Origin of the sequence: Mycolicibacterium flavescens, from assembly GCF_001722335.1 — a bacterium.
GTDB lineage: Bacteria > Actinomycetota > Actinomycetes > Mycobacteriales > Mycobacteriaceae > Mycobacterium > Mycobacterium flavescens.
The window spans coordinates 224252-238507 of sequence record NZ_MIHA01000002.1 but is presented as its reverse complement, the minus strand read 5'-3'; the positions used below and the strand labels follow the sequence as shown (position 1 = coordinate 238507).

The window sequence follows — 14256 nt, the reverse complement described above, 5'->3', positions numbered from 1 at the left end:
TTCGGGCGATGACGGGCCCACCCGTTCGGGTCTACTGAGCGTGTCGAGCTGTTCTTCCGAAGGCTCCCCGGTGATAGCCGGATCGGTGCCGTTGCCGACGATTCTAACGACGCGTCGGCGGGGAAACGAAAACGGACTGGACCGGCTCCGCGCGAGGGCGAACGCCGATCCAGTCCGCGAGACGGGAAATCAGTTCGGCGGCAGCGCGTCCGAGGTCATCTCGTACAGCGCCAGCGGAAACTGCTCGGTGAGTTCCTCGACCGTGTACGCCTCGAACCGGCTGGTGTCGTACCACCAGTCGACGTGCACGTCGCCGTCGGCGCGGTAGACCCGCACTTCGAGAGCGTGGCCGAGCCCGGGCGGGGTGTCCTGCACCGGTTCGGTCGCGGCGGGTACCTCGCCGATGTAGTTGAAGTACACCTCGGAGGTGGCGGCGGCGACGTGCTCGGAGGCCCCGGCCAGGGTGCGGTGCACCGAGGCGAGCACCTCCGTCGCGGTGGCCTGCGCGGCCGACGCACACACCATCGGCACCGCGTCGAGCAGGCTGCCCCGCTCGCTGGCGATGTCGACCCGCACCAGACCCTCGCCGAGGGTGCGGGCGATGGTCCTGGTCAGCGCGGCGAGCAGGATCTCGTCGGCGGGCAGACCGAGCCACTCGGTGGCGCCGTCGAGTTCGGCCGTCAGCTCATCGCGGGCCGGAGTCGAACGCTTGGACATCGTCGCGGACCGTCCGGTCTCCGCGACGTCGTGATCCGTGATGCGGATCGTTGCTAGAGCTAAATCGCCGGGGCGGTGAATCACCTCAGATACCGACGGAACCATGTAAGGGGCAACCATGCGACTAAAGATAGCGGACGTGTCCCAAAATTGGGAGACACCTCCCAAAACTGTGACGGCCGTGTCAATAAAGGCAACCTCATCCGGTTTGCGGACCGCCTCGCCCAAAGGCGGGAAGGTGGTCTACAGTATGTGAGTGCCACGTACCGATGAGAACGGCAGACAGCTCAAAGCCCTGCTCGATTACCTCCTGGACGGGGACATCGAAGCCAAGGACATCTACGACGCGCTGGGTACCTCGAGCAGTACCTATTACCGGCGCATCAAGGAAGCCGACTATCCCGATGCCGAAGAACTGCGTCGCGTCTCGGACAGGTTCGGCCTCAGTTATCCCGATCTGCAGATCCGGTTCGGCCTGATGACACGTCAGGAAGTGCTGAGCTATGCGGAATCGCTGCAGGTCAGCGAGGGCGCCGGCCAGACCGCGTTGAAGTCGGCGGCGAGGACGCGCACCCGTGCACCTCGACTCTCCGAACTACGGCCGCGGAGTGACGCACCGCCGCTTTAAGCCGTACACTTTGCTGAGTACCTCGGCGGCTTGAAGGCGTTTTCCATGGCACTGGCGACACTGATCGCGATCACGCTTTGCTGTATCGCCTGGAGCCTGTGGATCCGCCGGGTCACCTGGTCGTCCCGCTGGGAAGTGGCCGCCACCCTCAACATCGCTTTGCAGGGTATGGCGGTGCTGCTGATGTCGCCGTGGGCGTCGGAGACGCTGGGTGTCGCGCTGCACGCGCTGACCGGCAAATGGAACCTCGAGGACTTCATCGGCCACGACTGCTACATCGTGGCGGCCTCGGCCGTCGTCTACAACGCGCTGGGCCGGCTGCAGGACGACCACTTGCTGCAGCGGTCGTTCAAGAAGTACGTCGAACTCCCGGCCACCCTGTGCATCCCGCTGCTGCTGGTGACATTCTCCCTCGGCAACGGCGCCCGCATCTACAAGGCCGACTTCTTCCAGGTGCCAACGGATTTCTGGTTGAACACGTACTGGCTGATCCTGTGCGGGATCCTGATCTACCTGCTGGGCTACGGCAGTCGCGCGCTGCTGGTGCTGCGTAGGGATCCGCGGTCACGCAAGATCGCCAACGTCTATCTGATCTCATCGGCGGCCGGCATCGCGGCCTGCGTCGTGCGCCTGTTGACCGCCTACATCCCGGCGCTTCAGCAACTCGACGCCGGCACCACCCTGGTGTGGGTGTTCGCCTGTATGTGCGGCGCCGGGTTCGCGCTGACGTCCGCGGAGTCGTGGCGCCAGAAGACGCGCTGGTTCAGCAGCGCCCCCAACTGACAGAAGCGCTACCCCGCGGCGGGCCGCGGCACCGTGGTGAACGGCGCGCCCAGATCGGGCACGCAATGGTATCCGCGTTTGCGGGCGCGCGCCGCGTCGCGGCGGATCAGCACGCCGAGCCCGGCGAAGGACGCCTGGTCGAGCACCATCCGCGTCAGCAACCGGTTGTGCACGAAGCCGAACGCCAACCCGCTCGACGGGTCCGCCCAGCCGACCGATCCGGCCAGCCCGGCGTGCCCGAAGCCCGGCATCAGCCCCGGCGGCACCGGCAGCGAGTGGTATCCGAGGTGGAAGCTCAGCGGCACGAAGATGTTGCGGTCCGGCCAGTAACTCGGGGTTCCGGTCAGCTGCGCCACCCGCTCCTCGGACAGAAAGCGCCGGCCCTCGATGCTGCCGCCGTTGGCGATCGCCCCGTACATCCGGGCCAGGCTGCGCGCGGTGGCGACGCCGTTGGCCGCCGGGATCTCCGCGTCCAGGAACGGGGTGTCGCCCTGCACGACGGCCTTCATGCCCGGGAAGTACATCGAACCGAACATGCCCGACACGCCGAGCGCGGCCACCCGCGGTGCGACCAAGTTGAAGACCGGGTTGGTCAGGGTGCCCTGCGGGGCGAGGATCTGTGCGGCCCGGGTCGGCGACTCGACCGGCGGCCTGCCCAGATGCAGACCGTCGGTGCCGAGCGGTTCGGCGAGTTCCTCGCGGATCAGGTCGCGCATCCCCTTGCCGGTGATCGCCCGGCCAAGGCCGGACATCAGCCATCCGTAGGTCAGCGCGTGGTAGGCCTGGTGACCGTGCAGCAGCTTGTTGACCGACGCCCGCGCGACCCGCTCCTCCATGACGCGGTGATCGAGCAGTTCTTCTCTGGTGCACCCGTTCAGGTGTGACAGCCCCGCGCGGTGCTGCATCATGTCGCGCACCGTGATCCGGGCCTTGCCGTTGGCGCCGAACTCGGGCCAGTATTCGGCGACGGGCGCGTCATAGTCGAGCAGGCCGCGGTCGGCGAGTCGGTGGATGACCGTCGAGGCCATGCCCTTGGTCACCGAGAACACCATGGCTCCGGTGTCGGCGGTCCAGTGCTCGGCGCCGCGCCGGTCGCGGTAACCGGTCCAGACGTCGACGACGGGCTCGCCGTGCAGATAGATGGACAGTGCTCCGCCGCCGTACCGGCGCCCGGGAAACAGTCGCGAGAACCCACGCAGGGCGCACGCGAAGTTCGTGTCGGCCGCGCCCTGGACACCTCGAGGGAGCGCCGCGCTGCGCTCCCCGGATTTGACACCCGTCACAATATTGAATTTACCCGTCGGCCCGGCAAAGAATCCGGCAGTTACCAATTTGTTAGGTCAACGCAGCTCAGCCGCATCGAGCAGGCGTTCGGCAGCAAGCGCGGGAGTCAGCTCCCCGTCGCGGACCTGACGCTCGATGTCGGCGCGGATCGCCTTCACATCCGGGTTGGACACGACGCGGTCGATGACCGTGTCCCGCACCATCGACCACATCCACTCGACCTGCTGGGCCCGGCGCCTGGACTCGAACTCGCCCGCCTCGGTGAGCACGTCACGGTGCCTGAGCACGGTTGCCCACAGCTCTTCGAGGCCGACGCCCTCCAGCGCGCTCATCGTCAGAACCGGTGGGCGCCACAGCGTTTCGCGCGGGTAGATGAGACGGATGGCGCCGGCGAGTTCGCGGGCGGCGCGCTTGGCCTCCATCGCGTACTCGCCGTCAGCCTTGTTGACCACGACGATGTCGGCGAGTTCGAGCACACCCTTCTTGATGCCCTGCAGCTGGTCCCCGGTGCGGGCCAGGGTGAGGAACACGAACGTGTCGACCATGTTCGAGACCGTCACTTCGGACTGCCCGACCCCGACGGTCTCGACCAGGATCACGTCGAAACCGCCGGCTTCGAGCAGCAGAATCGTCTCGCGGGTGGCCTTGGCGACCCCGCCGAGCGTGCCCGACGTCGGTGAGGGCCGGATGTAGGCGTCCGGGTGCACCGCCAGCCGGGCCATCCGGGTCTTGTCACCGAGGATCGACCCCTTGGTGCGGGTGGAGGACGGGTCGACGGCCAGCACCGCCACCCGGTGCCCCTGCTCGATGAGGTACATGCCGAGCGCCTCGATCGACGTCGACTTACCGACCCCGGGCACCCCGGTGATGCCGATGTGCAGCGCCTTGCCCGCCTCGGAGGTCAACTCCAGCAGCAGTTCCTGCGCCTGGCGCCGGTGATCGGCGCGGGTCGACTCCACCAGCGTGATGGCCCTCGCCAGGGCGGCGCGGTCACCGTTTCTCAGGGCAGCCGCGAGGTCGGCGGTCCGGTCGGCCATCTAGTCGAGGCGGTAGCCCAGTCGTTCGGCCAGCTTGCGCAGCAGACCGACGGCGGCCTCGGCGATCACCGTGCCGGGCGGGAAGATCGCCGTCGCGCCCGCAGCGTACAGCTCGTCGAAGTCGCCGGGCGGGATCACGCCGCCGACCACGATCATGATGTCGGGCCGGCCGACCTCGGCGAGCGCCTCACGCAGCGCGGGCACCAGCGTCAGGTGGCCGGCGGCCAGCGACGACACCCCGACCACGTGCACGTCGTTGTCGGCGGCTTGGCGTGCCACCTCGTCCGGGGTGGAGAACAGCGAGCCGACGTCGACGTCGAAACCGATGTCGGCGAACGCGGTGGCGATCACCTTCTGGCCGCGGTCGTGACCGTCCTGGCCCATCTTGGCGATCAGGATGCGGGGCTGGCGGCCGTCGGCCTCGGCGAACTTCTGCACGAGGTCGGTGGCCTGCGTGATGTTGCTGATCCCGGCACCCCCCATCTCATCGCGGTAGACGCCGGCGATGGTACGGATCTCGGCGACGTGACGCCCGTACACCTTCTCGAGCGCATCGGAGATCTCGCCGACGGTGGCCTTGGCGCGGGCGGCGTTGATGGCCAGGGCCAGCAGGTTGTTGCCGAGGCCGTCCTTGCCGGCGGGTTCGCGGGCGTCTGCGGCGCGGCTCAGCTCGGCCAGCGCCGCGTCGACGGCGGCCTGATCGCGGTTCGCGCGCAGCTGCTCGAGCTTGGCCAGCTGCTCGGCACGCACCCGGCTGTTCTCGACCTTGAGCACCTCGATCTCGTGGTCCTCGTCGACCTGGTACTTGTTGACGCCGATCACCGGCTGCTGACCGGAGTCGATGCGCGCCTGGGTGCGCGCGGCGGCCTCCTCGATGCGCAGTTTCGGGATGCCGTCGGAGATCGCCTGCGCCATCCCGCCGTGCGCGACGACCTCACCGATGTGCATGCGCGCCGCGGTGGCCAGCTGGTGGGTCAGCCACTCGACGTAGTACGAGCCGCCCCACGGGTCGATCGGCCGGGTGGTGCCCGACTCCTGCTGCAGCACCAGCTGGGTGTTGCGGGCGATGCGGGCCGAGAAGTCGGTCGGCAGCGCCAGAGCCTCGTCGAGCGCGTTGGTGTGCAGCGACTGGGTGTGTCCCTGCGTGGCCGCCATCGCCTCGATGCAGGTGCGGGCGACGTTGTTGAACGGGTCCTGGGCGGTCAACGACCAGCCGGAGGTCTGCGAATGTGTGCGCAGCGACAGCGATTTGGAGCTCTTGGGGTTGAACTCGGCGACCAGCTCACTCCACAGCAGCCGGCCCGCGCGCAGCTTGGCGACCTCCATGAAGAAGTTCATGCCGATGCCCCAGAAGAACGACAACCGCGGTGCGAACTTGTCCACGTCGAGCCCGGCGTCCAGCCCGGCCTTGATGTACTCCACACCGTCGGCCAGCGTGTAGGCCAGCTCGAGATCGGCTGTCGCACCGGCCTCTTGGATGTGGTAGCCGGAGATCGAGATCGAGTTGAACTTCGGCATCTTGGTGCTGGTGTAGCCGAAGATGTCGGAGATGATCCGCATCGACGCCTTGGGCGGGTAGATGTAGGTGTTGCGGACCATGAACTCTTTGAGGATGTCGTTCTGGATGGTGCCCGCCAGTTTCTCCGGCGGCACCCCCTGCTCCTCGGCCGCCACGACGTAGAGCGCCAGGATCGGCAGCACCGCGCCGTTCATGGTCATCGACACCGACACCGACGACAGGTCGATACCGTCGAACAGCTGCCGCATGTCGAGGATGGAATCGATTGCCACACCGGCCATTCCGACGTCCCCCTGAACTCGGGGATGGTCGGAGTCGTAGCCGCGGTGGGTGGCCAGGTCGAACGCGACCGACAGGCCCTTCTGCCCGGCGGCCAGGTTGCGGCGGTAGAAGGCGTTGGACTCAGCGGCGGTGGAGAATCCCGCGTACTGCCGGATGGTCCACGGCTGGTTGACGTACATCGTGGGATACGGACCGCGCACGAACGGCGGCTCGCCGGGGAAACTGTCCAGCGGGTACCCGGCTTCGACCGCGGCGTCGCGGTCGGCGCCGATGTAGACCGGTTTGACGTCGATGCCCTCCGGCGTCACCCAGTCGACCTGCTCGGCGGTGTAACCGTGCGCGACCGCCGCGGCCTCGACGTGGGCGGCGACCGCGGCCTCGGTGGGCGCCTCGACAGCGGTGTCACCGCTGAGCGGGACGTCGGCGAAGCTGCCGATGCGGCTGGCGACATTGTCGATGGTCACCTCAGGCCCCCAATCTGGTGAGCAGGTCGGACAGTGTGGCGACCGCGTCGATCTTCGCGGTCAGATAGCCGTCCGGTTTCGAATCCGCTTCGGCGACGGCCTTTTCCGGACCGGCCAGCAGGACGTGGGAGATACCCGCGGCGCGCGCGGATTCGACGGCGGCCGACGCTTCTTCGCCGTAGCGCTTGTCGGTCCCGCAGATCACCGCGATCGATGTGCCGTCGGACGCCTCGGTGACCGCCTCGATACCGCCGGCGGCGAGCAGGTTCGTCGCGAACGTGGTGCGTACGTTGTGCTCGGCGAGCGGACCGAGCGGCAGCAGCAGCACTTGCGGCCGTGCGCCCGTCGCGGCCAGGAACGCATCGGAGCGGTCGCGCAACTCTTCGAAACCGGCCGCGTAGCGCGCCACATTCGTCAGCGCTTCACCCGCGGGCAGCGGCGTCTCGGCGAGGTTGGGGAACTCGTTGACGCCGGTGAGCGAGGTGCGCCGGTGCGCGATGTCGGCGGCGCGGCGTGCGGCCACCTCGTCGATCTGTTCGGCGACGTGCGCGCTGGCCTGGGTGAAGCCGCCGCGGGACTCGATGTCCTGGAAGTGTTTCCAGGCCAGCTCGGCGAGCTCGTTGGTGAGGTCCTCGACGTGCCAGGAGCCGGCCGCGGGGTCGAGCACCCGGCCCAGGTGCGACTCCTCGAGCAGAAGCAGCTGGGTGTTGCGGGCCATCCGGCGGGCAAAGCTGGCCGCGGTGCCGGGATAGCCGCCGACGATCGCGACGTCGAACGGGTGCACCTGCACGGTGTCGGCGCCCCCGACGCCCGCGGCGAAGGCCGCCACCGTGGTGCGCAGCATGTTCACCCACGGATCGCGCTTGGTCATCATCGGCAGCGACGTCACCGCGTGGATGGTGGCCGCGCCCGCCTCCGGCGCGCCGACCACCTCGGCGACCCGCGCCCACAGCCGGCGGGCCGCGCGCACCTTGGCGATCGTCATGAACTGGTCGTCGTCGGCGGCGATGCGGAAACTGATCTGCCGCAACGCGTCTGCGACCTCGAGACCGCCCTCCCCCAGCAACCGCAGGTAGTCCACCCCGGCGGCCACCACGCCCGCCAGCTCCCAGGCCGCACTGGCGCCGCGGTTGTGGAACGCGGGACCGTCGACGGTGACCGACCGGACGTGACCGTCGAAGCCGGCGAGTCGGTTCGCCGTCGCGACCACGTCGGAGACCTCCGGTGCCCGCCGCGCGCTGAGCGGGGCCGTCAGCGGGTCGGCGCCGAAGTCGATCGACAACCGCGACCGCTGGTCGGCGTCGAAACCGTCCACCAGCGCCAACACTGCGTCGACCGTGGCGACGAATTCGGCTCCGGCGCTGTCGAAGACGACCGGGACCAGGTCGAGGAACACCCCGTCGAAGAAGCGGTCCAGTTCGGCGGCCGCCACCCCCGACGGTGATCCGACCCGGACCGCCACTGCGCTGACCCCCTCGGTCAGCCCGAGCAGCACCGCGCCGTTGTGCTCGGCGACGGTCCCGGAGTCGTCCGCCGGGTAGGCCTCGACGACCCGCCACCCGGTCTTGACGTCGCGCAGCGCGTCGCCGCCGCGCACGAACGGCCACCGACCCGGCAGCGGCGGTTCGGGCAGCGCGTCCAGGCTCGTGTAGAGCGGACGGATGGCGAAGCCGTCATACGTCGGCGAATCCAGCAGGCGTTCGGGTTCGGCGGGTAGATCGGCGGGATCGCGTCGGGTGCTCTTTGCCAGCACCCCGGCCACCGCGGAGCGCCAACGCTCCCGATCGGCCTCGACCGCAGTGGGTTTCTGCACGTCCATCAGGCTAAATGATGGCCATCACAGGCTCGCTGGCCGGTCGGGCGACGCGCGCTCGCGCCGGCGGGTGGCTGTCGGCGCCGTTCCGTACTCTTGGTAGGCGTGAACACCGTCGTCAACACCCTGCGCGCAGTCAGAGCCGCAGTTGTCGCGACGGCGTCGGGGACGTCCCGGGTCCGGCTGATCGGCACGTTGTCGGCGATTGTGATTCTCGTCGCAATCGCTTCGCTGATCCCGTTGCCGACGGCGCTGCAGCTGCGGGACTGGGCCACGTCGGTGGGTCCGTGGTTCCCGCTGGCGTTCCTGCTGGCCCACACCGTGGTGACGGTGTTTCCGTTCCCGCGTACCGCGTTCACGCTGGCCGCGGGTCTGCTTTTCGGTCCCGCGCTCGGGATTCCGCTGGCGGTCACGGCGGCGACGGTCAGCGCGCTGCTGGCGCTGTTGCTGGTCCGCGCCGTCGGCCTGCACCTGGATCGGTTGCTGCCGCATCCGCGGATCGAGTCGCTCAACGCGCGGCTGCGCGACCGCGGCTGGCCGACGGTGGTGTCGATGCGGCTGATCCCGGCGGTCCCGTTCTCGGTGCTCAACTACGCCGCCGGGGCGTCGTCAGTGCGGGTGCTGCCGTACACGCTGGCCACGCTGGCCGGGCTGCTGCCGGGCACGGCCGCGGTGGTCATCCTCGGCGACGCGCTGACCGGCAACGTCAGCCCGCTGCTGGTGCTGGTGTCGCTGTGCACGGCGAGCGTCGGCGTGGCGGGGCTGACCTACGAGGTCTACCGCCACCGCCGTCGCCCGGCCGCCGACGCCGTGCCGGATCAGCCGGCGCGTCTGACCAGGTAGGCCAGCGCCGCGTAGAGCAGCACCACGACGAGCTCCAGCGGCACCACACCGTCGGCGATCTTCATGACCGCCGACACCAGGATCGCGATCACGGCGACCGCCGCGACCGGCACCAGGATGCCGTTGGGGCGGTTGCGTACCGTTGCGACGCTGCCGTAGATCAGCAGCCCGCCGAGCACCAGATGCAGCGGTCCGGTCACCCACCACGCCGCCGAGGCCCCGTCCATGGTCGCCACCGCACCGGTCAGCGCGAACCCTGCGATCAGTTCGTAGAGCCCGAGCAGCGCGGCCAGCACCGCGATCGGCACCGCGTACCGGCCGCGGGTGGTGGTCGGAACTTCGCTGGTCTCGGTCTGCGCGGGCGATTCCCCGGCCCCCGCCGGACCTGTTTCCGCTTGTGACATCGCACCCTCCCCTGCATCACCGACAGCCGTCGTTGTTTGCTGGATCAACGATAGCTGGCACCGGGGTGGCTGACCGGCGATTGGCAGCAGCGGGTCAGACGGAATGCGCTCCGCCGCCGTCGGAGGTGGCGGGCGGGTTGGCCCGAGGGCCGCTCAACTGCTGGGGCGGCGCGTAACCCGGCCCGTCGACCGAGGCGCGCGCCTCGGCCTCGGCCCGGGCCACCGCCCGCGCGATCTCGGGATCGGTCTCGGTGTTGAACCAGTCGGCGACCTCGTCGTCGTCGGACGGCGGCGGGGTGTCGTCGACCGGCGACGGCGTGTACCGGAACACCCCGTCCTCGCCGGGCGCGCCGAGCAGTTTGGTGAAACCCTGCAGCGCCGAACCGAAGTCGCTGGGCACCAGCCACACCTTGTTGGCTTCACCCTTGGCCATCTGCGGCAGCGTCTGCAGGTACTGGTAGGCCAGCATCTCCGGGGTCGGCCGGCCCGCCTTGATCGCGGCGAACGTCTTCTCGATGGCCTTGGCCTGGCCTTGGGCCTGCAGGTACGCCGCGGCCCGCTCGCCCTGTGCCCGCAGCATCCGCGACTGCCGGTCGGCCTCGGCGGCCAGGATCGCGGCCTGCTTGGCGCCCTCGGCGGCCAGGATCTGCGCCTGCTTCTGGCCTTCGGCCTGTTTGATCGCGGCTTCCCGGCTGCCCTCGGCGGTCAGGATCATCGCGCGCTTCTCGCGGTCGGCGCGCATCTGCTTCTCCATCGAGTCCTGGATCGACGGCGGCGGATCGATGCTGCGCAGCTCGACGCGCGCCACCCGCAGTCCCCAGCGGTTGGTGGCCTCGTCGAGCACCCCGCGCAGCTGGCCGTTGATCGAGTCCCGCGAGGTCAGGGTCTGCTCCAGGGTCATCCCGCCGACCACGTTGCGCAGGGTCGTGGTGGTCAGCTGCTCGACGCCGACGATGTAGTTGCTGATCTGGTAGACCGCGGCCTGCGGGTTGGTCACCTGGAAGTAGACGACGGTGTCGATGTTGACGGTCAGGTTGTCCTCGGTGATCACCGGCTGCGGCGGGAACGACACCACCCGCTCGCGCAGGTCCACCCGGGCGCGGATCTTGTCGATGAAGGGCAGCAGCAGCGTCAACTGGCCCGACACCGTCTTGCTGTAGCGGCCCAGCCGTTCGATGACCGCGGCCTCGGCCTGCGGGATCAACGCGACCGACTTCGCGACGATGATGGCGGCGAACACCACCAGCACCCCGACGAGTATCAGGCCGGCGACGGCACCTTCCATGACTTCCTCCTAACCGCGCCCAGTGGTCTCTAGGCGAGCTTCTGGACGACGGCGGTGGCGCCGTCGATGTGCACGACGGTCACGTTGTCGCCCGGTTCGTAGATGTCGCTCTCGTTGAGCGGCCGGGCCGTCCAGACCTCGCCGTCGAGCTTGACCTGTCCTTCGTGGCGGGCCACCCGGTCGAGCACCAGCGCGGTCTTGCCCTCCAGCGCCTCCGCCGGATCCGGCAGACCCGTACCGGACCGGAAGTGCCTGCGCAGCGCGGGCCGCACCAGCACCAGCAGTAGCACCGAGACCACCGCGAACACCGCGCCGTGCACCCACAGGTCGTCGAAGATCAGGCTCGACCCCGCCGCGGCGAGCGCCCCGCCGCCGAGCATGAGCAGGAACAGGTCGCCGGTGAGGGCTTCGGCCCCGGCGAGGGCCAGCGCGGCGATGAGCCAGAGCAGCGCAGCGGGCATACCGCCACCCTACTGTCGTGACCGGCCACATGCGGGCGTAACAACTACACTGCGAGCATCATGTGGTGTCCGAGTGTTTCTTTGACGGTGTGGGCCAACGCCTGGCTTGCCGGCGCGGCCGCGCCCGATGATGTTCTTGATGCGTTATCACTCTGGGCACCAAAGCATTCCGTAACAGCGTATGACTCGGTTGCGGCCGGTCGCACGGGTCTGCCGTGGCCCGATCTGCTCGACTCGGGCGCGGTGTCGCTGCTGCAGACGCTGCGCACCGCGGCAGGCCCGCAGCGCACGTCGCCGCCGATCCAGTTGGCGCTGCCGGTGCCCGGCGACGTGCGCGGACTGCCGGCCGGTACCCAGTTCCAGCGCGACGCCGTCACGGCGGGCGAGGCGCTGATCGTCGCAGGCGGCGACGCGGACGCCATCGGCCTGGTACCGGACTTCGAGTACGACGAACTCGACGTCGACGACGAGTTCGGCCACGAACCGGTCGGACTGTCGTGGACGGTGTACTCGCTGCCCACCGTGGCCCCCGCCGCGTACATCGACCTCGGTGAAGCCGAGTACGAACTGCGCTCGGCGGTCCGGGCGGCCGCCGAAGCGCTCGGCGCGCTGCGCACCGGGGCCGCCGACGTCGACGTCGAAGACCCGCGTGGGCTGGTCGAGGAGATCCTGGAAGCCGGTCGCGCCCATCGCATTCCAGAGCATGCGCCGGACCGGGCACTGCGGGTGCTGGAGAACGCCGCGCACGTCGACGCGATCATTGCGGTCAGCGCGGAACTGATCCCGAGCGGACTGCACAGTTCGACGCAGGTGCAATTGGCAAGCGACGCACTGCGTCCACTGGACGCCGTGGTCCGGGCCGCGAGGATCGCCGCGGTCACCGCGATCCTGCACTCGGCCTGGCGAGGCTAGCTCGCGCAGGCGGGCGTGCAGACCACACCGTCGACCGAAACCCCCTGCAGCGGAGGTGCATCGGCCGCGGGCACCCGCGCGGCGGGTCGGCCCTGGCGGAGCTCGTCGAGCAGGTCGGCGCCCACCTTCGCAAGGTCGGCGTTGGGTGTCGCGGCCCGGGCGAAGGCCACCCCCAGATCCTGTGCCTGCACGCGCAGTTCTTCGTCCAGATCCCAGACCACCTCGATGTGATCGGCGACGAAGCCGATCGGGCACACCACCACAGCCCCGGTCCCGGACTGCGCCAGTGCCGCGAGATGATCGCCCACATCGGGTTCCAGCCACGGCACCTGCGGCGGTCCCGACCGCGACTGCCACACCTGGTCATAGTCCCGGTAACCGGCGGCGGCCGCGACCAGCTTCGCCGCGTGGGCCACCTGCCGCGCGTAAAGGTCGGTCCCACAACGTGACCGGGCCGACAGCGGGATCGAGTGCGCGGTGAACACCAGCCGGGCACCGTCGGGAACGGTGCGGGCGGCCGCGGTGATCGCGTCGGCGAACATCTGCACGAACACCGGGTGGTCGAAGTACTGGCGCAGCTTGATCAGCCGGGGCGCATCGGCTCCGGCGGCCTGCCGTCCCCGCGCGATGTCCTCGACGTACTGCGTGCAGCTCGAGTAGCCGCCCCACGCCGAGGTGGTGAACACCGCGGCCCGCCGGATGCCGTCGTCGCGCATGGCCGACACGGTGTCCTCGACGTAGGGCCGCCAGTTGCGGTTGCCGAAGTACACGGGCACGTCGATCAGGCCCTGCAGCCGGTCGATCAGAGCCCGGTTGATGCGGTTGATCGGCGAGACACCGTCGAAGTGCAGATAGTGCTCGGCGACACCGGCCAGCCGCTCCGGCGGGATCCCCCGACCGCGGGTGACGTTCTCCAGGAACGGCATCACCTCGTCGGGACCCTCCGGCCCGCCGAACGACAGCAGCAGGACGGCTTCGATGTCCGCCGGGAACTCCATCTACAGCAACTGGGTGCTCGCGCCGCCGTCGGCGTAGACCACGGTGCCGGTGGTGGCGGGCAGCCAGTCCGACAGCAGCGCGCAGACCGTCTTGGCCACCGGCGTCGGATCCTTCATGTCCCAGCCGACCGGGGCGCGCTGATCCCAGCCCTCCTCGAGCAGGCGCATCTGCTCGCCGGCCTCGGCACCCAGGGCGCCGCCGACGATCGCGCTCATCGCCAGCGTCCGGATCGGTCCGGCGGCAACCAAATTGGAGCGCACCCCGTACGGGCCGGCCTCACGGGCGACGAACCGGTTCACCGACTCGAGCGCGCTCTTGGCCACGGTCATCCAGTTGTAGGCGGGCATCGCGCGGGTCGGGTCGAAGTCCATGCCGACGATGCTGCCGCCGCGGTTCATGATGGGCAGCGTGGCCTTCGCGAGCGAGGCGTACGAGTAGGCCGAGATGTGAATGCCTTTGGCCACATCCTCGTACGGGGCGTCGAAGAACGGGTTGATGCCCATCCCGGACTGCGGCATGAAGCCGATCGAGTGCACGACACCGTCGATCTTGTTGCCCTCGCCGATCGCGTCGCCGATGCGGCCGGCCAGCGAGTCCAGGTGTTCGGTGTTCTGCACGTCGAGTTCCAGCAGCGGCGCCGGGTTCGGCAACCGGTCGGCGATCCGCTGGATCAGCTTCATCCGGTCGAACCCGGTGAGCACCAGTTCGGCGCCGGCCTCCTGGGCCACCTTGGCGATGTGGAACGCGATCGACGAGTCGGTGATGATCCCGGTGACCAGGATCCGTTTGCCTTCGAGCAGACCTGCCATGTTCTGAGTCCTTCTC

14 protein-coding genes are annotated in these 14256 nt (G+C 69.2%); 4 read left to right on the top strand and 10 right to left on the bottom strand.

From position 1 onward, the window contains the following. Positions 1-189: 189 nt before the first annotated feature. Entirely contained in the window at positions 190-717 is a 528-nt protein-coding gene (locus BHQ18_RS03620; protein ID WP_234794061.1) for a hypothetical protein, read from the bottom strand. Between the two features lie 256 nt (positions 718-973). On the opposite strand from BHQ18_RS03620, the gene BHQ18_RS03615 reads away from it, so the two are divergent. Both BHQ18_RS03615 and BHQ18_RS03610 read left to right on the top strand, forming a co-directional pair. Next, positions 974-1345: a DNA-binding protein gene (locus BHQ18_RS03615; protein WP_069412198.1), complete on the top strand. Its 372-nt coding sequence runs from the start codon at positions 974-976 to the stop codon at positions 1343-1345. Positions 1346-1390: 45 nt separating this feature from the next. Then, positions 1391-2128, top strand: coding sequence for a hypothetical protein (locus BHQ18_RS03610; protein WP_069412197.1), 738 nt, complete (start codon positions 1391-1393; stop codon positions 2126-2128). Between the two features lie 8 nt (positions 2129-2136). Here BHQ18_RS03610 and lipL read toward each other — a convergent pair whose 3' ends face one another. Genes lipL through mutA form a run of 4 tightly spaced genes read right to left on the bottom strand, consistent with a single transcriptional unit; the run spans position 2137 to position 8533 of the window. After that, complete coding sequence (gene lipL, locus BHQ18_RS03605; protein ID WP_069412196.1) at positions 2137-3411, bottom strand: esterase/beta-lactamase LipL; 1275 nt, start codon at positions 3409-3411, stop codon at positions 2137-2139. A gap of 57 nt (positions 3412-3468) precedes the next feature. Beyond that, entirely contained in the window at positions 3469-4449 is a 981-nt protein-coding gene (meaB, locus tag BHQ18_RS03600) for a methylmalonyl Co-A mutase-associated GTPase MeaB (protein WP_069412195.1), read from the bottom strand. After that, a complete protein-coding gene (gene scpA, locus BHQ18_RS03595) occupies positions 4450-6714 on the bottom strand; it encodes a methylmalonyl-CoA mutase (protein ID WP_069412194.1) in 2265 nt (754 codons plus the stop codon). It lies immediately after the preceding gene. Between the two features lies 1 nt (position 6715). Further along, positions 6716-8533, bottom strand: coding sequence for a methylmalonyl-CoA mutase small subunit (gene mutA, locus BHQ18_RS03590; RefSeq protein WP_069412193.1), 1818 nt, complete (start codon positions 8531-8533; stop codon positions 6716-6718). A 99-nt stretch (positions 8534-8632) separates the two neighbouring features. Between mutA and BHQ18_RS03585 the strand changes: the two genes are divergently transcribed. After that, the gene (locus BHQ18_RS03585; RefSeq protein WP_069412192.1) at positions 8633-9370 is read left to right on the top strand and encodes a TVP38/TMEM64 family protein; all 738 of its coding nucleotides are present in this window, start codon (positions 8633-8635) and stop codon (positions 9368-9370) included. On the opposite strand, the gene BHQ18_RS03580 is transcribed toward BHQ18_RS03585, so the two are convergent. From BHQ18_RS03580 to BHQ18_RS03570, 3 genes are all read right to left on the bottom strand, one after another. Further along, a complete protein-coding gene (locus BHQ18_RS03580; RefSeq protein WP_069412191.1) occupies positions 9346-9774 on the bottom strand; it encodes a hypothetical protein in 429 nt (142 codons plus the stop codon). The genes BHQ18_RS03585 and BHQ18_RS03580 overlap by 25 nt on opposite strands. 94 nt (positions 9775-9868) lie before the next feature. Next, complete coding sequence (locus BHQ18_RS03575; RefSeq protein ID WP_069412190.1) at positions 9869-11059, bottom strand: SPFH domain-containing protein; 1191 nt, start codon at positions 11057-11059, stop codon at positions 9869-9871. Positions 11060-11088: 29 nt separating this feature from the next. Then, positions 11089-11520: an NfeD family protein gene (locus tag BHQ18_RS03570; RefSeq protein ID WP_069412189.1), complete on the bottom strand. Its 432-nt coding sequence runs from the start codon at positions 11518-11520 to the stop codon at positions 11089-11091. Positions 11521-11580: 60 nt separating this feature from the next. Here BHQ18_RS03570 and BHQ18_RS03565 point away from each other — a divergent pair, with 60 nt between their 5' ends. Beyond that, positions 11581-12432: an Rv1486c family protein gene (locus BHQ18_RS03565; protein WP_069412188.1), complete on the top strand. Its 852-nt coding sequence runs from the start codon at positions 11581-11583 to the stop codon at positions 12430-12432. Here BHQ18_RS03565 and BHQ18_RS03560 read toward each other — a convergent pair. After that, positions 12429-13430 (bottom strand): ferrochelatase, encoded by a 1002-nt coding sequence (locus BHQ18_RS03560; protein WP_069412187.1) that lies wholly within the window; start codon positions 13428-13430, stop codon positions 12429-12431. The two genes, BHQ18_RS03565 and BHQ18_RS03560, sit on opposite strands and share 4 nt — an antisense overlap. Continuing rightward, the gene (gene inhA, locus BHQ18_RS03555; protein ID WP_069412186.1) at positions 13431-14240 is read right to left on the bottom strand and encodes an NADH-dependent enoyl-ACP reductase InhA; all 810 of its coding nucleotides are present in this window, start codon (positions 14238-14240) and stop codon (positions 13431-13433) included. Positions 14241-14256: the final 16 nt, after the last annotated feature.